This is a genomic window from Spirosoma luteolum (assembly GCF_054778875.1).
Genome location: NZ_BAAGZE010000008.1, coordinates 24,237 through 48,953 on the forward strand (window position 1 = coordinate 24,237; position 24,717 = coordinate 48,953).

The 24,717-nt window shown below is 58.7% G+C and carries 19 protein-coding genes; 11 read left to right on the top strand and 8 right to left on the bottom strand.

The window, feature by feature from the left end:
- Positions 1–3 precede the first annotated feature (3 nt).
- The 6 genes from ACYVAC_RS14135 to ACYVAC_RS14160 all read left to right on the top strand — a co-directional run bounded on the left by ACYVAC_RS14135 (position 4) and on the right by ACYVAC_RS14160 (position 7,773).
- Complete coding sequence (locus ACYVAC_RS14135; RefSeq protein ID WP_461098345.1) at positions 4–813, top strand: transketolase; 810 nt, start codon at positions 4–6, stop codon at positions 811–813.
- A gap of 162 nt (positions 814–975) precedes the next feature.
- Positions 976–2,973, top strand: a complete 1,998-nt coding sequence (locus ACYVAC_RS14140) for an NAD-dependent epimerase/dehydratase family protein (RefSeq protein ID WP_461098346.1) — start codon at positions 976–978, stop codon at positions 2,971–2,973.
- Between the two features lie 137 nt (positions 2,974–3,110).
- On the top strand, positions 3,111–3,866 hold the full coding sequence (locus tag ACYVAC_RS14145; RefSeq protein ID WP_461098347.1) for a class I SAM-dependent methyltransferase: 756 nt from the start codon (positions 3,111–3,113) through the stop codon (positions 3,864–3,866).
- Between the two features lie 100 nt (positions 3,867–3,966).
- Entirely contained in the window at positions 3,967–4,875 is a 909-nt protein-coding gene (locus ACYVAC_RS14150) for a transketolase family protein (protein WP_461098348.1), read from the top strand.
- Positions 4,876–4,885: 10 nt separating this feature from the next.
- Complete coding sequence (locus tag ACYVAC_RS14155; RefSeq protein ID WP_461098349.1) at positions 4,886–6,622, top strand: hypothetical protein; 1,737 nt, start codon at positions 4,886–4,888, stop codon at positions 6,620–6,622.
- Positions 6,622–7,773 carry an acyltransferase family protein gene (locus tag ACYVAC_RS14160; protein WP_461098350.1) on the top strand — a complete coding sequence of 384 codons (1,152 nt, stop codon included), beginning with the start codon at positions 6,622–6,624 and terminating at the stop codon, positions 7,771–7,773. The genes ACYVAC_RS14155 and ACYVAC_RS14160 overlap by 1 nt, the downstream gene beginning before the upstream one ends.
- An 80-nt stretch (positions 7,774–7,853) precedes the next feature.
- On the opposite strand, the gene ACYVAC_RS14165 is transcribed toward ACYVAC_RS14160, so the two are convergent.
- The 6 genes from ACYVAC_RS14165 to ACYVAC_RS14190 form a co-directional block, all read right to left on the bottom strand.
- Positions 7,854–8,633: an SDR family NAD(P)-dependent oxidoreductase gene (locus ACYVAC_RS14165; protein WP_461098351.1), complete on the bottom strand. Its 780-nt coding sequence runs from the start codon at positions 8,631–8,633 to the stop codon at positions 7,854–7,856.
- 43 nt (positions 8,634–8,676) lie between these two features.
- On the bottom strand, positions 8,677–9,888 hold the full coding sequence (gene uxuA, locus ACYVAC_RS14170; protein ID WP_461098352.1) for a mannonate dehydratase: 1,212 nt from the start codon (positions 9,886–9,888) through the stop codon (positions 8,677–8,679).
- Between the two features lie 43 nt (positions 9,889–9,931).
- Entirely contained in the window at positions 9,932–11,314 is a 1,383-nt protein-coding gene (locus ACYVAC_RS14175) for an MFS transporter (RefSeq protein WP_461098353.1), read from the bottom strand.
- 86 nt (positions 11,315–11,400) lie between these two features.
- Positions 11,401–12,507 carry an alkene reductase gene (locus tag ACYVAC_RS14180; RefSeq protein WP_461098354.1) on the bottom strand — a complete coding sequence of 369 codons (1,107 nt, stop codon included), beginning with the start codon at positions 12,505–12,507 and terminating at the stop codon, positions 11,401–11,403.
- 122 nt (positions 12,508–12,629) lie between these two features.
- Positions 12,630–15,182 carry a TonB-dependent receptor gene (locus ACYVAC_RS14185; protein ID WP_461098355.1) on the bottom strand — a complete coding sequence of 851 codons (2,553 nt, stop codon included), beginning with the start codon at positions 15,180–15,182 and terminating at the stop codon, positions 12,630–12,632.
- Between the two features lie 81 nt (positions 15,183–15,263).
- The gene (locus ACYVAC_RS14190) at positions 15,264–15,596 is read right to left on the bottom strand and encodes a winged helix-turn-helix domain-containing protein (protein WP_461098356.1); all 333 of its coding nucleotides are present in this window, start codon (positions 15,594–15,596) and stop codon (positions 15,264–15,266) included.
- A gap of 261 nt (positions 15,597–15,857) precedes the next feature.
- Here ACYVAC_RS14190 and ACYVAC_RS14195 point away from each other — a divergent pair, with 261 nt between their 5' ends.
- The 4 genes from ACYVAC_RS14195 to ACYVAC_RS14210 all read left to right on the top strand — a co-directional run bounded on the left by ACYVAC_RS14195 (position 15,858) and on the right by ACYVAC_RS14210 (position 21,963).
- Positions 15,858–16,619 (top strand): glycosyltransferase family 2 protein, encoded by a 762-nt coding sequence (locus tag ACYVAC_RS14195; protein WP_461098357.1) that lies wholly within the window; start codon positions 15,858–15,860, stop codon positions 16,617–16,619.
- 81 nt (positions 16,620–16,700) lie between these two features.
- Positions 16,701–18,092, top strand: a complete 1,392-nt coding sequence (locus ACYVAC_RS14200; RefSeq protein WP_461098358.1) for a protoporphyrinogen/coproporphyrinogen oxidase — start codon at positions 16,701–16,703, stop codon at positions 18,090–18,092.
- Between the two features lie 109 nt (positions 18,093–18,201).
- The gene (locus ACYVAC_RS14205; protein WP_461098359.1) at positions 18,202–20,937 is read left to right on the top strand and encodes a hypothetical protein; all 2,736 of its coding nucleotides are present in this window, start codon (positions 18,202–18,204) and stop codon (positions 20,935–20,937) included.
- Positions 20,938–20,970: 33 nt separating this feature from the next.
- A complete protein-coding gene (locus tag ACYVAC_RS14210; RefSeq protein WP_461098360.1) occupies positions 20,971–21,963 on the top strand; it encodes a hypothetical protein in 993 nt (330 codons plus the stop codon).
- Between the two features lie 84 nt (positions 21,964–22,047).
- On the opposite strand, the gene bshB1 is transcribed toward ACYVAC_RS14210, so the two are convergent.
- Entirely contained in the window at positions 22,048–22,767 is a 720-nt protein-coding gene (gene bshB1, locus ACYVAC_RS14215; protein WP_461098361.1) for a bacillithiol biosynthesis deacetylase BshB1, read from the bottom strand.
- A 190-nt stretch (positions 22,768–22,957) separates the two neighbouring features.
- On the opposite strand from bshB1, the gene ACYVAC_RS14220 reads away from it, so the two are divergent.
- Positions 22,958–23,959 carry a nitrilase-related carbon-nitrogen hydrolase gene (locus ACYVAC_RS14220; RefSeq protein ID WP_461098362.1) on the top strand — a complete coding sequence of 334 codons (1,002 nt, stop codon included), beginning with the start codon at positions 22,958–22,960 and terminating at the stop codon, positions 23,957–23,959.
- 72 nt (positions 23,960–24,031) lie between these two features.
- Here ACYVAC_RS14220 and ACYVAC_RS14225 read toward each other — a convergent pair whose 3' ends face one another.
- Positions 24,032–24,643 carry an inorganic pyrophosphatase gene (locus tag ACYVAC_RS14225; protein ID WP_461098363.1) on the bottom strand — a complete coding sequence of 204 codons (612 nt, stop codon included), beginning with the start codon at positions 24,641–24,643 and terminating at the stop codon, positions 24,032–24,034.
- Positions 24,644–24,717 lie beyond the last annotated feature (74 nt).

The window sequence follows — 24,717 nt, forward strand, 5'->3', positions numbered from 1 at the left end:
GCTATGGTATCGACTACCGAATCGACCGATATACAAACACTGCAGGGACAGCTTCGCCTGAAACTGCTGGGACTTTATAACCAGGCCCATGCCGGGCATATCGGCTGCTCTCTGAGCTGTATCGATCTTATGATTGCGACCCTGGTACTGCGTAAACGGGAGCAGGATACCTTTCTGCTGTCGAAAGGCCATGCCGCAGCAGCCCTTTACGTTTGTCTTAACCACATGGGCGAGATCAGCGATGACGTGCTGGCTACGTTCTACCAGAACGGCACTACCCTGCCGGCCCACCCCGCGCCCAACAAGCACCGCGGCATTCCGTTTGCCACCGGATCGCTGGGGCATGGCCTGCCCATCAGTACGGGCATTGCCCAGGCCGGCAAAATGCGGGGCGACGACTCCCGCGCGCTCGTGCTGATGTCGGACGGCGAGACCAATGAAGGTACCACCTGGGAAGCCGCCCATTTTGCCGTGCAGCGCCAGCTCGACAACCTGATCGTGATCGTCGACAAAAACGGGCTGCAGGGATTCGACCGCACCAGCGAGGTAATGGGCGACACGGCCGACGCAGCCGTCTGGCGGGCCATTGGATTCGAGGTCGTCGAAGCCGACGGGCACGATGTGGCGGCCCTGACCCAGGCGTTCGATCGTGTTTCGACCCAGGCGAATGGGAAGCCTAAACTCATTCTGGCTCATACCATCAAGGGCAAAGGCGTATCGTACATGCAGGACCGGCTGGAGTGGCACTACCTGCCCATGACGCCTGAACTATACGAACAGGCCACGGCCGACGTGCGGGCCAACTACCTCTAAAACCACCCGGGCGGCCCCCAGCACCCGTTTGCTGGAAGGCCGGAGCCGGGTCGGGCGGCTGGTACCGACTCTGGTCTGGCGTGCCGGTACCCGAAACCACTCGCTCTGAAACCCGGATTCGGCACCGCTAATCCGGGCTTTTTCCGTACTATTGCGGTCTGAATGAATCAGAATAATCCTACACTAGCAGCAGCTGGCATTGCCCGGCTCAAGGGGCCCATCGTTGTTTTCGGAGCCAGTGGCTTCATCGGGGCAAACCTGTTCGAACAGTTGTTTCGCGTCCGGACGGATGTTTACGCGCTGACCCACGACGCTACCAAAGCCTGGCGGCTTAAACTGCTCGATGTACCGGCTGAGAACGTCGTACACTGCGATATTTTATCCGACTCGTCGCTGAAAGACGTGTTTGGGAAACTGAAACCCAAAACGATTTTCAACCTGGCCGCCTATGGTGCCTACAGCAAGCAGAAGAACGTTGGCCTGACCTACGAAACCAATGTGCTCGGAACGGTCAATATTCTGGAAAACTGCACGCCCGATATGGTGTATATCCATGCTGGCAGTAGTTCGGAATATGGGTTTAACTGCACCGCCCCCAAAGAAACCGATCCGGTCGAGCCAAACAGCCACTACGCCGTTTCGAAAGTATCGGCGGCCTACACCCTGGCTTACTACGCCAAAGTGCATCAGCTGAATACGCTCAACCTGCGGCTCTATTCGATCTACGGCGGCTGGGAAGAGCCCGACCGCCTTATTCCCCGGCTGGTCGAAGAGGCCCGGCGGAGCCAGCTGCCCCCGCTCGTTTCGCCCGACATCAGCCGCGACTTCGTATATGTCGACGACTGTGTCAATGCATTCGTACAGGCGGCCCTACGGGTCGATGCCTCGAACCGGGGCAACTCCTACAACATTGCTACGGGCCGCAAAACAACCATGCGGGAGTTGGTCGATGTAACCCGGCAAACGTTTGGCGGCATCCCCGAGCCGGTCTGGGGCAGCATGGGTAACCGGGCCTGGGACCTCTCGGAGTGGTATGGCGACCCGTCGGCGGCCGAAGCCGATCTGGGCTGGAAAGCCGAAACCCCGTTGAGCGACGGCCTGCGCCGGACGGCCGAATGGCAGGTGGCGCACCAGTACGAAGAGCGGGTTATACCCGCGTTCCAGACCCCAACGCTCAACCCCGTTATCTCGCCCATCATTGCCTGCTACAAAGACGCCCAGGCGATTCCGTACATGTACGAACGACTCGTAAAAACCTTCAACGAGATGAAGGTCCGCTACGAGATTATCTTCGTCAACGACAACTCGCCCGACAATACGGATGAGGTTCTCGACGCCATCTGCGCCAAAGACCCCAACGTGATGGCTATCAAACACTCCCGCAACTTCGGCTCGCAGTCGGCCTTCCTGAGCGGAATGGAGATTGCTACCGGCGACAGTGTGGTGCTGATGGATGGCGACCTGCAGGACCCACCCGAGGTGATTCCGCGCTTCTACGAGAAATGGCAGCAGGGCTTCGACGTGGTCTACGGGGTGCGGGTGCAGCGCGAAATGCCGCCCCATGTTCATTTCTTCTACAAACAGTTCTACCGGCTGTTCAAGAAAACGGCGTATATCACCATCCCGGTCGACGCGGGCGATTTCTCGATGATCGACCGGAAGGTGGTCCGGGAACTGGTCAACCTGCCCGAAACCGAGCAGTTTCTGCGGGGTCTGCGGGCCTGGGTTGGTTTCAAACAGACGGGGGTCGACTATGTACGGCCCGAGCGGATGTTTGGCGTCTCGACCAACAACTGGACGAAGAATATCTGGTGGGCCAAGAAAGCGATTTTCTCGTTCAGCTTTGCCCCGCTCGAACTGATGACCTACGGCGGATTTCTGCTGACGGGCCTGTCGTTTATAGCGGCCATTGCGCAGGTAATTGGCCGTATTCTCGACCCTACCCTGCCCCACGGCATTCCGACCATCATTGTACTGACACTGTTCTTCGGCGGTATCAACATGCTGGGGCTGTCGTTCCTGGGTGAATATATCAGCAAGATTTTCGAAGAGACAAAAAAACGGCCCAAGTTTATCCGGACTATGGTTCGGAAGGGCAAACAGGTGTACACGACGGCTACCGAGATCGAGACGCTGGTAAAACAGCGCCGGACGAAGTAGGCAGCCCCGACGGGGCAACAGAACACGCAGGTTAGTTGTTTAGTAAGTACCTCATTCCCAGATATGGTCAGCAGACCCACTGCGCAACACGCAGCCTAAAAACAGTTCAGAACACCTAATCCAGCCCTAACCCGGTTATGTCCACACCAGAACGGTTTCGTCCGCCCGCTCACAATGCGCCCACGGGCGTAAAAAGTAAACTGCTTTTTGCCCTGCGGTGGCTGCTCGACTTTCAGTTCAACACGATCTATGGCATGCTTCGACGAAATATGCCCGATTTTCAGGGAACAGTTGTCGACATTGGTTGCGGTAACTGCCCATTCGAGCACCTCGTCGATACCCGCAAAGCCCGCTACGTGGGTGTCGATGTAGCCGATGCAGACAAGTGGGATTATGAGAACAGTAAAATTATTACCTACGATGGCAAACACCTGCCGTTTGAGACAGCGACCGTCGATCAGTTCATCTGCACCGAAGTACTGGAACATGTACCCGATCCGCACGAACTGATCGCCGATATGCACCGGGTACTCAAACCGGGTGGCGTGGGCATCGTAACGATTCCGTGGTCGGCCCGGTTTCACTACAAGCCCTACGACTACCATCGGTACACACCCTCGACGCTTAATACGCTGTTCGGTCAGTTCAAGTCCATCGACGTAGTGAACCGGGGCACCGACATCAATGCCATCGTTAATAAAAGCATTGTACTTTACTTCGGTAATGTGTCGACCCTGACCGAATCGATTCTGTGGCTCCCGATCAAGGTGCTGCTGCTGCTGGTAGCGGCTCCACTGATCGGTCTGTTGGTCCTGTGGGGGCACCTGGCACTGACCTTCGGCTGGGGTTCGGCCGACGATCCGCTGGGCTATACGATTCGGGTAGTGAAATAACCGGCGGGTTTCTGACCAGATAACCCGGCCATTTTGATAGCATCGCGGGAGTTCAGCTCCGGCAATTACCCTCAAAAGCGGGATATCCCGTTTGTCGATTATGCGTAACGAATTTGCAGCTGCCATTGAGAAAATCGGGCTCGAAGACGAATCGGTCGTGTTTATTACCGGTGATCTGGGCTACAATGCGCTCGAAAAAGTAGTCAGTGCACTGGGCCCCCGTTTCATCAATGCGGGGGTGGCCGAACAGAACATGGTGGGTATGGCCGCCGGCCTGGCCTACCGGGGCTATAAGGTTTTTTGTTACAGCATCGCCCCGTTCGCCGTCTATCGCTGCCTGGAGCAGTTCCGCAACGACGCCTGCCTGCACAACATGCCGGTTTTTCTGGTTGGTAACGGCGGGGGCTACGGCTATGGCATCATGGGCAGTACCCACCACGCGATCGAAGATCTGGCCTGCCTGAGCGGCCTGCAGAACGTGAATACGTACATCCCCGCTTTTGCCGACGAAGTGGCGCCCATGATCAACCAGATCGTGGCGGAAGCCCGGCCGGCTTATCTGCGGCTGGGTGTGGGGCCCAAAACGCCCGACGGTGCCGAAACGATCGGCACGTTTCGCCACATTGTCCGCAGCGCCGAACCGGCTGGCGCCATCGTGTCGCTCGGTCCCGTTACCGCCAACGTGATGACGGCCCTGCAGGATGAATCGCTGGCGGGTCGGTTTGATGTGTTTACGGCTACCAACCTACCCCTCGACCTGCCCGTCGAGCTGGCCGAGCGCTGGCGCGGCAAGCCGATGCTGGTAGTCGAAGAGCACGTTGCGATAGGCGGCCTGGGGCAGCAACTGTCGGGCCGGCTGCTGAGCCTGGGTGCAACTCCCAGTCAGTTTATCAGCCTGACGGCCGAAGGCTACACCAACGGCCTCTATGGCGATCAGAAATACCATCAGCAGCAGTCGGGTCTCGACCCCGTAAACATTGCCCGGCAGCTGACTACCCTGGCGAACTGATTCAGGGCATATGACCAAATTTATTCGTTTGCAGCGTCAGTCTGTGCTGGCCTACGGCCTGCTGGCGCTGCCTGTCGCTTTCTTTGCCCTACTGTGGCAACGGTACGCCGTCAACGTGCCGAAGTGGGACGACCATGCCCTGCGGCATTTCCTGTATCTGGTCGACCAGGAAACCACGTTCTCGGGAAAGCTCCACCAGTTTCTGAAACAGCATAACGAACACCGGATCGTGTATGACCGACTCGTCAGCTGGCTCGACTACCAGCTGACCGGTAAGCTAAACTTTCGGCACCTGATGGTGATCGGCAACCTGAGCCTGGTTGGGTTGCTGGCCGTATTTGCTGCGGTGCTGCGCCGGGCGGGCCGGCCGCTGCTCTACGCGGTACCGGTGGCTTTCCTGCTGTTCAATCTCTCGCAGTGGGAGAATATGTACTGGGGCATGGCCGCCCTGCAAAACTTTTCGGTCGTACTCTGGGTAGTAGCCGCCTGCTATGTGCTGGCCTACCGCAACCGGATTTACTGGGCTGTGGGTCTGGCGCTGCTGGCCACACTCACCAGTGGCAACGGCATGCTGGTCTGGCCCATTGGCTTCGGCATGCTGCTGCTGCGTCTGGCCCAGCCCCACGCCAACCGCAGGCCCCTGCTGATCTGGAGCCTGAGCGGGCTGATCAGTATCGGTCTCTACTTTATTGGTTTCGCCAAACCCGCCGATACGGTCTACATTCAGGCCGATCTGCCTACGTTGCTGGGCGGCTGGTTTGCCTTTATGGGGGCGGCCGGCGAAGTGCTGCCCGCCACGGTACCCCTCCGCGTCTGTATGGCGCTGGGCGGCTTCATGACGGTGGCAGCCCTGGTGCTGATCGGCTGGACAGCCCTGGTTTACCGCACTACGCTCGGCCGAAGCCTGACCCGGTTGTTTCAGACCAGTGTGCTGCCAACGGCAACACCGAACCGATCGCTGCCGCCGAGTACGCTTTTTTTCTGGAGCGTGGCGCTCTTTCTGCTCGTCACGGGGCTGGTGGTGGCACGGGCGCGGGTAGGCTTCGGTCTCGACCTGCTCATGACGAGCCGCTATAAACTCTACTCACTGTGTCTGCTGGCTCTGCTGTACACATATACCGTTGTGTGGGTCGAAGGGCAAACGGGGCGCTGGCTCATGCGTGTCAGCCTGGTGGGGGGCCTGGTGTTTGCCTGGCTCTCCTATCTTTCGTTTATCGACGACACAATATGGTGGCGGCACTGGCTCACCACCAACCAGTTCAACTGGCGCTACTCGACCAGCGTGCCCGTGTCGCATACCGATGCGCAGACCGATCAGTACATCGACCCGGCACCCGCTTTCTATACCCGCCTGCTGCCCGTGCTTTACCAGTCGCCAGCGGGTAGCCCTGTACCGGTGCAGGTAACGCAGACGCCGGTGGGTTTCGATGTAGTACAGCGCACGCTGGCGGCCTCGCCAATGGCCTCGCCCGACGCGGGTGCTTACGTGGTTGCCCGGTCGGCGGCCCGCACGTACCTGTTTCCGGTACGACAGCAATCGGTAACGCCTACGGGTGCCCGCTTTCGCTCCAGCCGGCTGTTCGGGCCGGGGTTCCGGTCGGGCCTGACCCATTATGAACTGGACGCCGGCACCTATCAACTCCTCATTCTGGTTGTAGGAGCCGATGGTACTGCCCATCTTTATCCAACCAATCAACAGATTACGTCGACCGGACCACCGGCCGACACGACGAAGAAAAACTGGTAATGATACAACAACCTACCGCCCGCCCTGTACTCAACCACCTGCGACAGCTGGATGGCATCCGTTTTCTGGCGGTTGGGCTGGTGCTGTTCGACCACTGGATGGCCGGCCGCGTCGAGATGCCATTTGGAGCACTGGGCGTCACAATTTTTTTTGTACTCAGTGGCTTTCTCATCACCCGCATTTTGCTTTCCAGCAAAGACAAGCTGAGTCAGCTGCCGGGGGGCGGGCTGGGCAAATACCTGAAGGTGTTCTACATCCGGCGAACGCTGCGCATTTTTCCGGTCTACTACCTGACCCTGTTCGTTCTCTATGCTATCAACGAGCCCCCCGTCCGGCGCACGTTTGGCTGGCTGGCGCTCTACGCGACCAACCTCTACATGGCCTATTACACCACCTGGATGGGTACGGTCGATCACCTGTGGTCGCTGGCGGTTGAGGAGCAGGTATACCTGTTTTTCCCATTGCTGCTGTTTTTCGTGCCCCGCCGGTGGGTACCGCTGACGGCCTGGCTAATGATCGGTGGGGCCATTGCCATGCGCTATTACCTCTACAGTCACCGCTACCCCTGGTTTATCGGCTACGTAACGATGCCAGCCTGCCTCGACTCGTTTGGCCTGGGCACCCTGATGGCGTTCTGGTGGCTTTACCAGCGCGACCGGTTCGTGGCCGTATTCCGCCATTCGATCTGGATCTGGGTCAGCATTGCGCTGCTTATCGCCGTGTCGGTATCGACCAAGATGCTTCCTGCCATTCCCGACGTAACGGGCCTGCCGGGCCACCACAACGTCATGTCGGATGTATGGGAGCGGCTGGCCTCGTCGCTGATCGGCTTTTTCCTGATCGGACGGGCGGTTATCGGTTTCGAAGGGCCGATGAAGTGGGTACTCGAGAATCCCGTCAGCCAATACATGGGACGCATCAGTTACGGGCTCTACCTGTACCACAACTTTATCTACAACGTTTACCACACCCAGCCTACCCACTTCACGCTGCGGGCCTGGCGCCGTATTACCGATGTGCTGCCCGTGCTCAACAGCTCGTATGGCTTTCAGGTGCTTTTCTTCCTGGCGCTGACGGTTGCGCTGGCCACGCTGTCGTGGTATCTGATCGAGAAGCCGATCAACAATTTGAAAGACCGGTTTACGGTCTGACAGGTCTGTCGTTTACAACGAATCGGGGGCGGTAGCGAATCTGTTGTTCGCTACCGCCCCCGATTGTATTACGTCCAGCCTTAAAACCCGATGGAGTTGCCGCCATCGACGGGCAGCGAAACGCCGGTAACATAGCGGGCGGCCTCCGAGGCCAGAAAAACGGCGGCCCAGCCAATGTCGTCGGGTTTGCCGAAGGCCCCCATGGGTGTCCGGCGCATGGCGCGGTCGCGCCGGTCGGGGTCGCTGTTCATGGCCGTGCGGCTCATGGCCGTTTCGATAAAGCCCGGCGCAATGGCGTTGACACGCACCCCCTGCCCCGAAAATTCCGATGCCATTACCCGCACCATGCCTTCGATACCTGATTTCGAAGCAGCATAGGGAACCACCCGGTCGATACCGTAGTAAGCAGCCATCGACGAGATCATGATGATCGAGCCTTTGCGCCGGTCGAGCATGCGTTTGGCGCACACGCGGGTAAGGGCAAAAACGGCGTGCAGGTTGGTGTGCAGAATCCGGTCGAACTCATCGTCGGTCAGTTCGATCGCCGGCTTTTTCTGGTTGATACCGGCATTGTTGACCAGCACTGTAAGGGGGCCGTAGGTGGCTTCGATGCCCGCAACGAGCCCATTGAGCGCGTCGCGGTCGGCCACGTCATTGACAACGTAATGTGCCTTATCGCCAAGCCCGGCGATGGCTTCCTGCAGGGGCTGCTCGCGCCGGCCTGTAATGATCACGGTGGCGCCCGCCTGCACCATGCAGTGGGCAATGGCCAGCCCGATGCCACTGCCGCCCCCGGTAATCAGGGCCACGTCGCCAGCGAGTGAAAAAATGGGAAGCGTAGGTTGTACTGTATCCGTCATGGAATCCGTCGGGTTGATACTGGGAGAATGAGAAAATACTAAATCAGGCCATCAGGCTGCGCCGGATGCCCAGTTCAAGGCCCCGGATTTCGGCCAGCCCCCGCAGCCGGCCAATGGCCGAGTAGCCAGGGTACGTTTTTTTGTCGAGGTCGTCGAGCATCTGGTGGCCGTGGTCGGGGCGCATCGGAATGGCCGGCTCGCCCACGCCCGCATCAGCCCGGCGCTGCTCCTCCTCCACAATCGCCCGCACCACCTCGTACATGTCTACATCGCCCGTGAGGTGGTCGGCTTCGTGGAAGACCAACGACCCCGGCGTTGTTACAGGCTCGCGTTTGGTAGCCCGCAGGTGCAGGAAATGGATGCGCGGGCCAAACCGCCGAATCATACCCGGCAGATCGTTGTCGGGCCGAACACCCAGCGAACCCGTGCAGAACGTGATGCCGTTGGCAGCCACATCGCAGGTATCCAGGAGTCGCTGCAGATCGGCTTCGGTACTAACCACGCGTGGCAGTCCCAGCAGCGGCATCGGCGGATCGTCGGGGTGAATGCACAGTCGCATGCCCAGTTCCTCGGCCACCGGCGCCACCGACCGGATAAAATAATACAGGTTTTCGCGGAGCTGCGCGTCGCCAATCTGGGCGTATTCGTCGAGGACGGCCTGAAACGAAGCAAACGAAAATCGCTCTTCTGACCCCGGCAGCCCCAGCAACACAATGTCGCTCAGTGCCTGAATCGCGTCGGTGTCCATGGCGGCATGGCGCTGCCGGGCAGCTTCGCGCACGGCCGGCTCGTAGTCGGCTTCGGCACCGGGCCGTTGCAGGATGTGCAGATCGAAAACGGCAAAATCTTCCCACACAAACCGCAGCCCCCGCGAGCCATCGGGCATCTCATAACTTAAGTTCGTACGCGACCAGTCGAGCACGGGCATAAAGTTGTAACACACGGTGGTTATGCCGCAGGCAGCCAGGTTGCGGAGCGATGCGTTGTACGCCTGAATGTAGCCATCGCGCGCAGGACGCCCTTTTTTGATGTCTTCGTGGACGGGCAGGCTCTCGACAACCGACCAGTGGAGGGGCACATAACGGTCGTTGTCGGCTTCGATCAGGGCTTTCCGCTCGTTAATGGCGGCTATCGACCATTCGGTACCAACCGGAATCTGGTGCAGGGCCGTGACAACCCCCGTACAGCCCGCCTGCCGGAGGGCCATCAGTGAAACTGGATCGGACGGACCGAACCAGCGCATGGTTTGTATCATAACAGGAAAAATGATTGGGCCGCGCCGGCGCGGCCCAACAGGATTAGAGCGACGGTGCTGCGCCCGTGCGGTTTGGTTTGACGTGCCGGAACACGAATACATAGAGCAACAGCCAGGCAATCAGATACATGGTGCCGGCAATGTAGAACAGCTGATAGTAGCCTTCCGACAGGCTCCCCAGCTGTTTGTAATGATCGAGCAGCTTACCCACCAGAATCGGGAACAGCACCCCGCCCAGGGTGCCGGCCATCGTACCCAGCCCCACCACGCGACTCAGCACAAACTTGGGAAACTGATCGGCAGCCACGGTGAAAATATTGGCCGACCACGCTTGGTGTGCGGCCACCGCCAGCGACAGAATGGCAATCACGATCCACATGCTGCTGACCTGGCTGATGACCATAACGGGCACGACGCAGATGGCAAACAGCAGCATGGCATACTGCCGGGCGCGGGTCGGGTGCCAGCCGTTGCGAATAAGCTGCGACGAGAGCCAGCCTCCGCCCACGCTGCCAACTGTGGCCGCCAGGTAAATCATAATCAGCGGCAGGCCCAGCTTTTTCAGGTCGAGGTGGTACACGTCGGACAGGTATGAGGGCAGCCAGAACAGAAAAAACCACCAGATCGGATCGGTCAGGAGTTTGCCCCCCATGAACCCCCAGATGGCGCGGTTGGCAAAAATGGGGTATTTGGTAGCCGTTTCACCGGCCAGCAGCGCCGGGGCCGGCTCATCGCCGACAGCAACAGGCTCGTGGTTGATATACGCCAGTTCGGCAGCACTCAGGCGCGGATGGCGGGCGGGCACTTCATACATAAGCCACCAGGCAACGATCCAGACAAAGCCGAGCGCCCCTGTCACAATAAACGCCATTTGCCAGCCGGCAACCAGCGCAATCCAGGGAACTACGGCCGGAGCCGCAACGGCACCGATGTTAGCCCCGGAGTTGAAGATACCCACGGCCAGCGCCCGCTCTTTTTTTGGAAACCACTCGGCAACGGTTTTGATAGAAGCCGGAAAATTGCCCGCTTCGCCAATGCCAAGCAGGGCCCGCGCCACCATAAACCCGGCCGTGCTCCCCGCCAGCGCATGGGCCATAGCCGCCAGACTCCAGACCAGAATGGCCCCGACATAGCCCAGCTTGGTGCCAACCCGATCGATGATGTAGCCAACCAGCAGGGTACTGAGGCCATAGGCCGCCGTAAAGGACATCACAATGCCGGCATAGTCCGACTCGGTCCAGCTGAATTCTTTTTCCAGCACAGGCTTGAGCAGACTGATCACCTGCCGGTCGAGGTAGTTGACCGTTGTGGCGAAAAAGAGCAGGCCAACAATAACCCAGCGATACCGCCCCACCGGGCCATCGGCCGGATCGGTAGGCGATATCGCTGATAGAGGTAAGCTAGTAGGTCGGGTAGGTACAGACATAGTCTCCGGTTTCAGGTATAGTACCCAAACGAAAAACTGGTCCGATGCTACTCCTATGATCCGGCAATAGTTGGCCGGGTCGGCGTCTACTGCGCTGAGGCTGTGGCCATAAACGGATAGTCGGTGTAACCGGCGGCTTCACCCCCGTAGAACGTCGACCGGTCGGCTTCGTTGAGCGGAGCACCGGCCGCAAACCGCGCTACCAGGTCAGGGTTGGCAATGTACGGGATACCAAACGAAACCAGATCCGCGTAGCCATCGGCAATAATCTGGTTACCCGTTTCGCGCGTGTAGCTCTTGTTGGTCATGAGCGTACCCGCGTAAATCGGCCGGAAATGCTTCGCAATGTGTTTGATCGCCAGCGGCACATCGTCGACGGGCGTGAATGGCTCCGACAGATGGAGATAAGCCAGTCCGTAATCATTCAGCCGGTGCACGATATAGTCGAACGTCGGGCGCGTCTGCTCGTCGATTGTCATGCCAAACAGGTTGTGCGCGTCGGGATTGAGCCGCACTCCTACCCGCTCAAAATCGATTACCTCACCCACGGCGTCGAGCACGTCGAACAGAATCCGGGCCCGGTTTTCGATCGACCCGCCGTACTCGTCGGTGCGCTGGTTCGAGGCCCCCACAAAAAACTGGTGGAGCAGGTACCCGTTCGACGCGTGAATTTCAACACCGTCGAAACCAGCCTTCAGCGCGTTGGCAGCCGCCGTGCGGTAGTCCTGCACCGTCTGCCGGATTTCATCGACCGTCAGGGCGCGGGGCGTTACGGTTTCGGTGTTACCATTCGGCGTCCGGATTTTCACCTTGGGATTGATGGCCGACGGGGCTACCGGCAATTCGCCCTTGTGAAAATCGGGGTGCGACATCCGGCCTTCGTGCCAGAGCTGGCAAAAGATATGTCCGCCCGCTGCGTGTACGGCCGACGTTACGGTCTGCCAGGCTGCTACCTGCTCGTCGGTATAGATACCCGGCGTATCGACCGCACCCACGCCCTGTGGATTTACCTGCGTGCCTTCGGTGATAATCAGGCCGGCAGTGCTCCGCTGGGTGTAGTAGGTAACGTGCAGATCGGTAGGCGCGTGGGCCGGATTGGTAGCGCGGCTACGGGTGAGGGGAGCCATAACGACCCGGTTCGGTAACCGAATCGGCCCTAGTTGATATGGTTCGAGCAATGGTTGTTTTTCCATGATAGTATCAGTCAGCCACCGGTGGCAGTTGCCAGCAATGGGGTCGATGTATCAACACGAAAACACCACCAATTGTCGCCCGCCGGGCCGAAATTGCCAGGGCCAGACTCATCACGCCCGACTTAACGGCCTGTTTCCCAGGTCAGCGCGGTATAATAAAAGCCCCCCACGGCCGGTCCGCCGATAAAGGTATAGTAATAGTGATTAAGGAGGTTGGTACCGCCAAGCTTGAACGCCAGCCCCTGTTTGGGCAGTCGGTAAGTCAGCTGCGCGTCGACCGTATGAATGGCCGGCACGGTGCCCGTTGCGAGCGACGACTGCCAAAGAAAAGCGTCCTGGTATTTGTAGGTCAGCGCTGCACCCACACCCCGCCACAGATTGGCATTCGACACCGATACGTTGGTGATCCAGCGAGGGGTATTGAAAGCCTCCTCCAGGCCGTCGCTGTTGGCGGTGCGGGCCAGGCGCGCCAGCGATGCGTTGCCCCCCACGGCCCACTCCCCATCGAACGAGTAGCGCAGCCCCAGGCTGACACCGTAGTTGTAAACCGTTGTTTTAGCGTTGGTCCAGAGCCGGTAACGCGTCTGCTGCGTGCGGTCGGCCAGGTAATACACGAGTGAATCGGGGTTGCGTCCTGCGGGCACGTTGGCCTCGACCTGCGCAATAAAGTTGCGGTAGATCGTATAGTAGGCATCGGCATCCACATACAGCCGCTTACGGGCCAGCAGTCCCCGATAACCGATCTCCAGACTATTGACCTGCTCGGGCTTCAGGTAGGTGTAGGGGTTGCTTTTCAGCAAGCCTTTATTTTTCTGGATGGCCTGTTCGGTAGTAAGCCGGTTGGTGTTGACATCGGTATTGATGGCCGCCTGAAACGCGTCGATCGACGTGCGCAGATACGACTGTTCAAAAATGCCCTGCGACATGATACGCAGCCCGCCGACCCGCTTTACGCCCCCCGAATTGACGTTGGAAAACGCTTCGAACAGCGACGGAAAGCGGTACCCGTTCTGGTATGAAATCCGCAGGGTCTGCTCGGGGCTCAGCGCATAAACGGCCGCCACGCGGGGATTCAGCCGGGCGTCGAAATACGTATTCTTATCGACGCGTACCGATGCCGTCAGTTTAAGCCGCTCGTCGACAAACGAACGACTGGCCTGCACGAAGCCCCCCGTTTTGCCATAGATCAGATTCTGCCCCGGTTCGGTCGGATTGATGAAGTAATTGCCGTCGGGATACACCACGTAGCGCCGGACGTCGAAGCCCATCAGCAGGTCGATGCCGGTCTGCTGCCGGAATGTCTGCAGCAGCGCCCGGGTGGGTTCGAACTGACCTTCGGCGTGATAGAGCCAGGATTTCACCTGTAAAGCGGCCCCGATATCCCAGTTGTTGATGGTGCGTAACCGGGCTATTTCAGCCTCATAGGCCGCCGTATGGGGCTGTGGCCGGCCCCGATCGGCGCGGGCGCGGGCGTCGCGCAGGGCATCGGCAACCGATCGGTCGGCGCTGGTGCTGGCCAGAAACTGCCCGGCAAAATCGGCAAACCACTGATTATCGGCCTTGAACGACTTGTCGATGTTTTCGGCCATTGAGCGGATGTTGTAGGAATCACCCGTGTTTTCGCTCGTGCGATAAGCCCGTAGCTGCACCGAGGGCGAGGTAAACGTGAGGCTGTGCTGGTCGAGTCGGTAGTTGTCGAGCCGGAATCGGTTCGTGCGCTGGTACACGTTATCGAGGGTGGCACCCTGGTAGGTATAGGCCAGCTCAGTGGTGGGCGAGAACCGGTAGTTTACGGACACATCGCCCCGCAGGTTGCGCAGTCGGTAATCCGTAGCATCGGCCTCGTAATAGCCGGTGCGGGCCACCACGTATTTTTTGCCTCCCAGCGTCAGGGTCCGGCGGTTGGCCGATTCGTTGCCGTACGAACTGACGGGATCCTGGGCCGGGTTGTCGGCACCCAGCAGTCCGAGCGAGGCATTGGCTGTCGGATTCAGATCCTGCGGGTTGCCGGCAATCCAGTCGTAACCGCGCTGATACACCAGGTTGATTTTGAACGCCAGCCGGTTGCCTAGCCGCCGGGCGTAGCGCACACTCGTTTCGCTGTAGAGCTGGGCCGACTGCTGCGCATCGCCCAGGTGGTTGACTCCGGTTTTCTGGCTCAGGCTGAATCCGGTCGACTCGAACGGATTGCGGGTAATCAGGTTGGTGAGCCCATTGAGCGCATTCATACCGTACAAGGCCGAGGCCACTCCCGGCACCACCTCCACGCGCTGCATGTCCAGATCCGACGGACCCAGCGCACTGGCGATGGGCGCGCCGATGTGCGGAGCCTGGTTGTCGCGCCCGTCGACAAGCTGCACAAACCGCACGTTGGTTGTGTTGGCGAAACCGCGCGTATTATACACCTTGAACCCCAGACTCGACGTCAGCACCTGCACCCCCTTGAGGTTTTCGATAGCATCGAAATACGACGGCTGGGCCGACTGCCGAATCTGCCGGGCGCTGATTACCTCTACGCTTACCGCCGATCGCAGCACCCGCTCGGGCACCCGCGAGGCCGACACCACGATCTCACTCAGCTGCACCTGCCGCAGCGAGTCGGCCCGGCTGGCGGGCAGACTGTCGGCTGGGGCAGGCTGAACACCCATACAGGCAACGAGTAGCGGATAAAGCATAAACAGTCGTTATTTCCGATCAAAAATAACGACCCGTTATGTTTCTCAAAACCGAACGCTCAGAAACCGGCGATTTTCTGATTAACGGGGCAGCTGCGCTTCTTCACTGGCCAGAAACTGGGCAAAGCGCTCCTGCAGTCCCTGAAAATAAGTAAGGTACCGCAGGCCCTCATCCGTCACCACGGCCCCGCCCCCTTTTTCGCCCCCGGTCTGGGTAACGACCAGGGGGGCATCGGCCTGACCATTCATCGACTGCACCATTTCCCAAGCTCGTTTGTACGACATGTTCATGGCCTTAGCAGCCTTGTTGATTGAGCCTGTCTGCTGAATGTGGGTGAGCAGTTCGAGCCGGCCGATGCCGAAAAAGCGCTCCTGACTTTCGAGCCAGACCCGCCCTCTGACTTGTATGTGCATAATTGCGGTGAAGTTGATAGCATCGCAAAGGTAGCTTTTCCGGGCTTGCTGCGCGTGCCGGCCAGCCTGCTCCTATCTGCCAATTCCCAGTGGATAAGCTAACGGGAAGTTTCGGCACAAACGCCTAACAATTCCTTATATTTGCGATGTTATACGCCTTGTAAGTCAATTACCCGACGTACGTTGCGGCTCTTTTTCATGCCCGGCGTCAGGGTGGACTGGCAAACGGCCCACCCCTATCGAATCACACACATACGCTGCATGAGCCTCCTGCTGTCAATTGTAATGCCAGCTTACAACGAAGAAGAAGTAATCGAAGTCGTTGTTAAGCAGTGGACGGATTTATTAGCCCGTCAGTTCCCAGCCGATGAGACCCGTCTTATTGTTGTCAACGATGGATCGCGCGACCGCACCGGTGCTATTCTTGACGAAATCAAAGGGCGCTACCCCCGGCTGGTGGTAGTCCACCAACCCAACGGCGGTCACGGCAATGCAGTGGTCAATGGGTATCGGCAGGCGGTTGCCCTCGATTCGCAGTATGTGTTTCAGACCGACAGCGACGACCAGTTCGTTGCCGACGATTTCGACCGGCTCTGGGCAAAACGTAACGATTCACCCTTTATTCTGGGGTATCGCGAAGAGCGTTTCGATGCGCCCGCCCGCCTGGTCATCACCCGTATTCTGCGGATGAGCATTGCCGCCATCTACGGCACGTATATCATGGACAGCAATATCCCGTTCCGGCTGATTCGGGGTAGTTTCCTGAAAAAACTGCTGGCCCAGCTGCCCACCCCGACCCCATTTGCCCCCAATATTTTTCTGGCCGTTATGGCCAAGAAAGCGGGCTACAACACGTTCGACCTGCCCATCACGCATAAAGAACGGCAGACCGGCACCGTATCCATTCTGAAATGGAAGCTGCTTAAAGTCTGCATGCAGAGTTTCAAGGAGCTGGCTCAGTTTCGGTTCGAACTGGGCGATAAAGTAAAGGAGCTGCGGAAGCCCGAAGCCGTAACCGCTTAAAACAGGCGACCGTACTTTTTGGTTTTCCAGACAGACCGGCAGACCAGAATGACCTGCAGTACGGTACACATCCCTCAATCCATGAAGTATAAGTATGTTATCATTGGCTCCGGACCAACGGGGCTTGGCGCGGCCTACCGCCTTAAAGAACTGGGTATCACCGACTTCATCGTTCTTGAAAAAGAAAATCGGATTGGTGGCCTCTCCAAAAGCTTTGTCGACGAGAAAGGATTTACCTGGGACGTTGGCGGACACGTGCAGTTTTCGCACTACAAGTATTTCGATGACTTAATGATTGCCGCCCTCGGCGAAGATGGCTGGCTGAGCCATCAGCGCGAATCGTGGGTCTGGATCGAGAATCGGTTTGTTCCATATCCGTTTCAGAACAACATCAAGTACCTCACGCCCGATACGATGTGGAAATGCCTCGAAGGCATTATCCAGAATTATAAGCATCCGACTACCCAGAAACCCGCCAATTTCCGCGAGTGGATTCTGGCGACGTTTGGGCAGGGGCTGGCCGATACGTTCATGTTCCCTTACAACTTCAAGGTGTGGGCTTACCCGCCGGAAGATATGAACGCCGTTTGGGTGGGTGAGCGTGTAGCCGTTACCGACCTGCAGCGCGTCACGAAAAATATCATCTTCAACCAGGACGATTTTTCGTGGGGTCCCAACAGTACGTTCAAGTTCCCCAAACAGGGCGGCACGGGCGGCATCTGGGAAGCCGTGGGTAACCTGGTCGGCCACGAGTACATCAAACTCAACGCAACGGTTGAGAAGGTAATCGGGCCCGAGAAGAAAATTGTGCTGGCCGATGGCGAAACCATCGAGTACGACCACCTGATGAGCACCGTACCGCTCGACCTCTTCACGCAGCGCGTCGAAGGGCTCGATGCCGAAACCGTGCAGAAAGCGCAGGGGCTCAAGCACTCGTCGACCAATGTGGTCGGTATTGGGCTCAAAGGCAAGCCAAAGCCAAGTCTCGAAACCATGTGCTGGATGTACTTCCCCGAGTACAACAGCCCCTACTATCGCGTTACGGTTTTCTCGAACTATAGCCCCAACAACGTACCCGACATCACGCAGAACTGGTCGCTGATGACCGAAACGAGCGAATCGTCGGCTAAACCGGTCAACCGCGAAACGCTGGTTGCCGACACCATTCGGGCGCTGATCGAAGATCAGCTGATCGAATCGGCCGACGATGTGATATCGACGTTCCACATGGCGTTCGACTACGGGTATCCAACTCCGTCGGTTGAGCGCGATGGCATTCTGAAAGCCGTGCTGCCCAAACTGGAGCCGTTTGGCATCTCGTCGCGCGGGCGGTTTGGTGCCTGGAAATACGAGGTCAGCAACCAGGATCACTCCCTGATGCAGGGGGTCGAATGGGCCAACAAAGTGGCCCTGGGCGTTCCTGAACTGACCCTGCCCTTCCCCGAAACGGCTAATGCCATGTGGGGTAAGTAAAAATCGGGTTTATAGCATACGGTTTACAGTTTTCAGTTTCGGGCGGGTATGTTTACCCCGATCCAGCTGAACACTGTAAACCGTATACGTTAAACCGTAAACCACCTGTATGAACCGACGTGTCCTGATTGGTATTGGTCTGGTTGTGGTAGCCCTGGCCGGCTGGCTCGGCTATCGGCAGATGCATCCGCCCGGCCGGCTGATCGGCTCGCTCATGCCCTCGGGCGCTTTGCTCGTGCTGGCTTCCGACCGGCTTCAGGACACCGTATCGGCGCAAACGCTGCGCACCGAAATTTCGCTGCAGCAGCTGCCCATCTTTGCCGAAGCCCGGCAACGACTCGACGCGTTTCTGTATGCCGCCACCGATTCGGCCACGGCGCAGGCATTCATCAAGGGCAAAAACGTGCGCTATTCGCTGCACACCATCAGCAAAACTACCCTCGACTACATTATCTACATTCCCGTTGGCAGCAGCGATCAGGCGTTTCTGACCAAACTGACCAATCCGGATCCCCGCTTCCACCGGATTCTGAACCACACGTTCCGCTCCGAGAAAATTCTGGATCTGGTCTCCCGGTCGGGCGAGCAGCTGGGGTCGTTTATTGTTACCGACGATTTTCTGGTGGTTAGCCCGTCGGGGATCCTGATGGAAAACGTGGCCGCCCGGCTGCATCAGCCCCTGGCCCTGCCCCAGCCCGAACCCACTTTTCAGGTCGATGCCGACCACTGGGCAGGCCTGTCGATTCGACCCGAGATTCTGCAGTCGCTCTTCGACAAAACGGGTTCGCTGGTCCGGATTTTTCTACCCGAAACCATTGACCTCGTATTCCGCCCTTCGGCCTCGCGCACACACCTGATCGGCTACGCTGCCGATGCCATTGGCAACCGGCGCGATGTGGCTACACTCTTCGAGGGACAAACGCCCCGCCGGATTCAGAGTGCCGCCCTGATTCCGCAAACCACCGCCACGCTCTACCACATCGGCATCACCGATCCGGTTCGATTCGGTCGTTCCATGAGCCAGCTGCTCAGTTCGGCATCGGGCGATTTCCTGCGCGACCGGTTCAACCAGATCAAGTCGGCCACGGTACCGTTTTACCGGGCCATGGGAGCCGATCTGCTGCTGTGCCGGCTCGAATCGTCGAGTGGTACCGACCAGCAGGTGCTGATCCTGAATGCCGGTAGCCCCCAGACCCTGAAAACCCTGTCGGCAGCCTACCAGGAAGCCGCCTTTCTGGCGGGTGCCCGGGGCGCCCTGACACCGAAGTCGTTTCTGGGCCACAAGATTCTTCGGCTCGACGTGCCCGAGCTGCCGGCCTCGCTCTTCAGCCGGCTGTTTGCCGGTTTTCCGCAAAGCTGGATTACCCAGCACGGCACGTCGCTGGTTGTCACCAACAGCGAAGCCGTCATGCAGGATTATCTGCAGCAGGTGCAGCGCGGAGCCGTCTGGGCAGCCGACGACCGGCAGGTCGATCTGCTGGGCACCACCCTGCGCCCGGCCAATTTTACCGCGTTTGTGCGGCTCAACCGACTGGCTACCGACCGGGCGCAACCCGTTGTAACGGCCAGCTGGCCCCCTGCCTGGCAAAACCTGCTCGACCACCAGACACCCGACGGGGCCGAATCGTCGTTTGCCAACCTCGAAAACATGGCTTATCAGGCCAGCTACGGCAACGACAACATTCTGTCGACGCTGGTGCTGGGCCGCACCACCCGGCAGGCAAGCAAGGCAGTACTGAACCGCCTGCTGTTGCAGAAGAAAATCGAGTTCGGTGCGCCACTCGTGTCGGCGCCGGTCGTAACGGGTAGTTTGATCGAAGGGCTGACCCAGTTTTATGCCCAGACGGGTGGTGGCCAACTGGTGTTCACGACGCCCGATGGTGAACAGATGCCGCAGGCTACACTCGACGGGCCTATCCGCAGCAATGCGCTGGCCGTCGACTTCCTGAACAATGGCCGGCTCCAGTATCTGTTCATGACCGACCAGACGCTCTACGTGGCCGACCCCGGCCCACGCGCAACGGCCCTGCGCTCTATCCGGCTGCCGGCCGGCTTAGACCCCACCTACCTGACACGTCCGCAGGGTACCCTGCAGCGCAACTGGCTGGCACTGGCCGTTCATACCGATGGATCTGTTTATGCGCTGGACCGGCAACGGCAGTCGTTTGTCCGGATCATGTCGCCCCGCCACAAAGGCGCGCTGCAGCTACCCCTGCAGGTACGGACTACACCCACCGGCATCACCGTTCTGGCCGCCCAGCAAAATGGCACCATCAACTACTGGCAGGAAAACGGCAGTCAGTTCCCCCACTTTCCGGTGCAGATTCAGCGTCGAACCGAGGAAGATCCGGAAGTAAAGCTGGTTGGCCCGGCCCTGCTGCCCACGGGTCAGACTCAGCTATTGACCATTACCGATGAAGGCCAGCTCATCCGCATTTCGACAGCGGGGCAGATTGTTGGTCGCACGCAGCTTTACCGGCCCATCCGCAGTGGCGTTTTCCGACTCTTTCCCGATGAAGCCCAGACCAACTGGCTGCTGCTGCGCAGTACCGACACCGAAGCCGCCATTCTGGATCAGAAAGGGCAGCAGCGATTCGATGTCCGGGCCCTGCAACCCGGCCAGCACACGGTGCGTTATCACCGGCTTGGCGCGGGCATCGAACTGGTGAGTGTGCAGTCGGGTGAGTTTACAACACTCTACGACCTCAACGGACGCATCATCGGTGACCGGCCCATACCGGGTAATTTTCCGGTAGCGCTCCAATTCGACGCCCAAACAAACGAACTTTACGTCCTCAGCGCGGCTCAGAAAGCCGTGCAGTTATTCAGTATCCGGATGCGGTAGGCCAAGGCCACCGGCTCTTTTGCTTTTTTGTCCATGCGTTATTTGCGTTATAGTGTTCTGATCGTGGCGGCCCTGTTCTGGGCCGGCGGCTTGTCGTCGACGGTGGGGCACTGGCTCTATGCAGCCGGGCTGGTGTCCGACGACTACCGCTACGGCGATTTGTACCGAATTGCGCCCCTGCCCCAGTTTAAAACACCGCGGGTGAGCTGTCCCCCGGCCAACCGGGCCAGCGACACGGCCCGCACCGATCTATACCTGATTGGCGACAGCTTCTCCGAAGCCGAGCGGCTGGGCCGGTCCGACTTTCGGGTGCGGCACTACCAGCGTATCAAGTGGGATTTCCCGCAGCAGGCCAGGCTCGACACGGCGCAGCGTAACGTGTTGCTGATCGAAACGGTGGAGCGACACTTCCGCGACCATTTCGAGCGGCCTATCAACGAACTTACTATTGTTGCCGATACCAGTCAGACGTACCGAAAGCCGGTTCTTCAGACGCTGTCGGAGGAGTTTCACCGGTCCGATGTGGAAGAGCGGCTGGAGTCGCTGCTGTTCAGCAATGACTGGGCCTTTGCCTTTAAAGAAATCAAGGCGTCCCTGACCGAGCGCTGGTTCGACCGCTACAGTACGGGGGTTGGCGTATCGCGCGACCGGAAGCATATTTTTCTGGCCAGCGACACCGACACCACCAGGCGCCAGTCGTCATACTCGACCCTGCCCGATAGTGAAGTAACGGCGCTGGTCGCCCGCGTGAATGCCGTAGCCGAGCACTACAAACAGCAGGGATTCGATGCGGTTTACCTGTCTATCATTCCCAACAAAGCCACTATACTGGAGCCAAACCGGGGTGTTTATAATCACCTCATCGAGCGCGTACAGCAGCATCCGGCCCTGCGCGTGCCCGTGATCGATATCTACAGCCGTTACCGGGCGGCCAGCCAGCCTACCTATGAGCGGGGCGATACACACTGGACCTGCTTCGGCCGCAGCGAATGGCTCGACGAAGTGCGTCGGGTGATGCAGCTGTAACGGCATCGGCAAAGCGGCTACAAACCAAGCGGCCATCCGACCCAGTCTGACTGGATTGGATGGCCGTTGCTGTATGGAGTGGCCCTAGCGGAGGCTGAACATATCGTCGACGCCCAGCATACGCTTGCTGATGAAGCCTTCGCCGAATTCGGCGCCGATCATGTGACCATGCTCGCGGGTGCGGGCTTCCAGAAACTTCATGAAGGGCTCGCCCGAGATATAACTTTGCGGCTCAGTGCTGTCGGGGTTGAAAAACTGGCTTTTGTACGCTTTGATGGCCGCAATCTTGCCCGACCAGTAGGGCGTAATGTCGACCACAAAATCAGGCGTCAGCGACCGGTCCTGGATAAAGTGGTAGATAAAATCGGGGCGGTGCGCTTCCTGCGGCTGTCCGTCTTTCCCAACCGTTTTGATCTGCCGCAGCCCGGCGTAGAAACAGGCCTGTACAACCAGTTCGGCCGCCCGGCCATGATCGGGGTGCCGATCATCGACGGTATTGGTCAGCACGATCCTGGGGCGATACTGCCGGATGATGGGAATCAGCGCCAGCTGGTGCTCCTCATCGTTGCGGAAAAAGGCATCCCGAAACCCCATATTCTCGCGGGCCGAAAGCTGCATCAGCCGCGCTCCTTCGGCGGCTTCCTGCAACCGGATTTCGGGGGTGCCCCGCGTACCCAGCTCCCCCCGCGTCAGGTCGACGCCAGCCACGGTGCGGCCCTGGGCAATGAGCGACAGAATGGTGCCGCCACAGGTCATTTCAATATCATCGGGGTGGGCCGCAATGGCCAGTACGTCGACAGTCATTCGAGCAATGGTTCAGGGCCCGGCGCTGGGCCAGGCGTATGGATGGGTGTGACTTATGCTGGTGGAACAAGTCAGTAAGGCAACAATTTGTTTAAAAGCGGGCAATGGCGATTGTGCGCGAAAACGCTATTTTTGGCCGACATTCCCCCCGTAACTCAGCGGTTTCAGGCCGCTTTTAGTTCCCATCAACATGGCATATAAGGCACTTGCCCTGCAGGTTACCACCCCCGCCGTTACCAGCCTCGCCACCCGCGAGGACGCTGAAGCCGTTATGCTTCAAACGATCGACCGGCTCGATCAGCAATTAGGCGCTACGCTGAATCACATCGGGCGCGATACGCTGCTGGTGGTGGTGCCCGAAGCGTTTCTGACCGGCTTACCCGCCGACGAAACGGTAGAACAATGGCGCGATAAAGCCGCGCTGGAAATTGACGGACGCATCTACGAAGCCCTCAGCACGGTCGTACAGCGGCACCAGCTCTACTTCGCCGGCAACGTTTACGAACAGGACACCTTTTTCCCCGAGCTGTTTTTCCAGACAAGCTTTCTGATGGGCCCCAGTGGCGATGTGCTGCTGCGCTACCGCCGGCTAAACGCCACCTACATACCAACTCCCCACGATGTGTGGGAGCTGTATCTGGATGCCTACGGCTATGATTCGCTGTTTCCGGTGGCCAAAACGAATATCGGTACGCTTGCCTGTGTAGCCGCCGACGATATCCTCTATCCCGAAGTAGCGCGCTGTTTGAGCCTGCGCGGGGCCGAAGTACTGCTGCATTCGACGGCCGATACGGGCAGCCCGCTGCCAACCCCACGTTCGGTAGCCAAGCTGGCACGCGCGGCCGAGAACATGGCCTACGTGGTATCGGCTAATTCGGCCGGCACCACCGGTACGTTGCCCATGGGCGGTGGCAGTTCAAAGATCATCGATCCCAGAGGCCTGGTACTGGCCGAAACCAGCTACGGCGAAAGCCTCAGCGCCCATGCCGATATCGACCTGGCGGCCCTGCGTGAATTTCGGCAGCGACCCGGTACGGGCAATACCCTGGCGCAGCTACGGACTGAGCTATACGCCAACAGCTACGCCCAGCATAACGTCTATCCGCCGGGCACGCTGCTGAGCCAGACACCCGACCGGCAGCTGTTTGTCCGGACCCAGCAGGATGTGATTCGAAAGCTGTACACCAGCTAGTCTCCCTACCCCAAAAAAAAGCGGCCGGATGTTCTCATCAGGCCGCTTTTTTATTCGGTAAGCAGTATCTGCCTAGAGTTCGAGCTTGTCGTAATCACTCATCGACGTGCGGATCACTTCGCAGGCTTCTTCCCGACCGTAGATATTGGCCAGTTCCATCACGGCAGGTTCACCGGGCAGGTTCTTGTAGGTCAGGAAGTAGTGGCGAAGCCGTTTGACGACTCCTTCGGGCAGTTCGGCCAGCTCACGGAAATGACCGTACATAGCGTCGCCTTTGAGCACGGCAATGATTTTATCGTCGGCTTCACCCTTGTCGATCAGGCGGAAACCACCGATGGGAATGGCTTTCAGCAGAATGTCGCCGTGGGTGATTTCGCGTTCGGTCAGTACGCAGATATCGAGCGGGTCGCCATCACCTTCGGCAATGGTTGTACCCGAGCGCTCCGATGCCAGCTGCGCGATGCCATCACCGCAGTAGGTGCGGGGCACGAAGCCGTAGAGTGCCGGAATGATATTGGAGTATTGCTGCGGACGGTCGATTTTGAGGTAACCCGATTCTTTGTCGATTTCATACTTCACCGTGTCGGTTGGTACGATCTCGATGAAAGCCGTGATGATATCGGGAGCTTCTTCACCTGGCGAAATGCCATGCCAGGGGTGTGCTTTAGCGGGGGTTTTCGGCATTGTATCAGGAGAGGTTGCGTCTAAATAAGCCTGCATACGATTTAAAGAAAAAACTGTATTAATCAATGTTACTA

Coding starts and splice junctions, on each gene's coding strand:
- ACYVAC_RS14135 (WP_461098345.1), top strand. CDS start 4: ATGGTATCGACTACCGAATCGACCGATATACAAACACTGCAGGGACAG.
- ACYVAC_RS14140 (WP_461098346.1), top strand. CDS start 976: ATGAATCAGAATAATCCTACACTAGCAGCAGCTGGCATTGCCCGGCTC.
- ACYVAC_RS14145 (WP_461098347.1), top strand. CDS start 3,111: ATGTCCACACCAGAACGGTTTCGTCCGCCCGCTCACAATGCGCCCACG.
- ACYVAC_RS14150 (WP_461098348.1), top strand. CDS start 3,967: ATGCGTAACGAATTTGCAGCTGCCATTGAGAAAATCGGGCTCGAAGAC.
- ACYVAC_RS14155 (WP_461098349.1), top strand. CDS start 4,886: ATGACCAAATTTATTCGTTTGCAGCGTCAGTCTGTGCTGGCCTACGGC.
- ACYVAC_RS14160 (WP_461098350.1), top strand. CDS start 6,622: ATGATACAACAACCTACCGCCCGCCCTGTACTCAACCACCTGCGACAG.
- ACYVAC_RS14165 (WP_461098351.1), bottom strand. CDS start 8,633: ATGACGGATACAGTACAACCTACGCTTCCCATTTTTTCACTCGCTGGC.
- uxuA (WP_461098352.1), bottom strand. CDS start 9,888: ATGATACAAACCATGCGCTGGTTCGGTCCGTCCGATCCAGTTTCACTG.
- ACYVAC_RS14175 (WP_461098353.1), bottom strand. CDS start 11,314: ATGTCTGTACCTACCCGACCTACTAGCTTACCTCTATCAGCGATATCG.
- ACYVAC_RS14180 (WP_461098354.1), bottom strand. CDS start 12,507: ATGGAAAAACAACCATTGCTCGAACCATATCAACTAGGGCCGATTCGG.
- ACYVAC_RS14185 (WP_461098355.1), bottom strand. CDS start 15,182: ATGCTTTATCCGCTACTCGTTGCCTGTATGGGTGTTCAGCCTGCCCCA.
- ACYVAC_RS14190 (WP_461098356.1), bottom strand. CDS start 15,596: ATGCACATACAAGTCAGAGGGCGGGTCTGGCTCGAAAGTCAGGAGCGC.
- ACYVAC_RS14195 (WP_461098357.1), top strand. CDS start 15,858: ATGAGCCTCCTGCTGTCAATTGTAATGCCAGCTTACAACGAAGAAGAA.
- ACYVAC_RS14200 (WP_461098358.1), top strand. CDS start 16,701: ATGAAGTATAAGTATGTTATCATTGGCTCCGGACCAACGGGGCTTGGC.
- ACYVAC_RS14205 (WP_461098359.1), top strand. CDS start 18,202: ATGAACCGACGTGTCCTGATTGGTATTGGTCTGGTTGTGGTAGCCCTG.
- ACYVAC_RS14210 (WP_461098360.1), top strand. CDS start 20,971: ATGCGTTATTTGCGTTATAGTGTTCTGATCGTGGCGGCCCTGTTCTGG.
- bshB1 (WP_461098361.1), bottom strand. CDS start 22,767: ATGACTGTCGACGTACTGGCCATTGCGGCCCACCCCGATGATATTGAA.
- ACYVAC_RS14220 (WP_461098362.1), top strand. CDS start 22,958: ATGGCATATAAGGCACTTGCCCTGCAGGTTACCACCCCCGCCGTTACC.
- ACYVAC_RS14225 (WP_461098363.1), bottom strand. CDS start 24,643: ATGCCGAAAACCCCCGCTAAAGCACACCCCTGGCATGGCATTTCGCCA.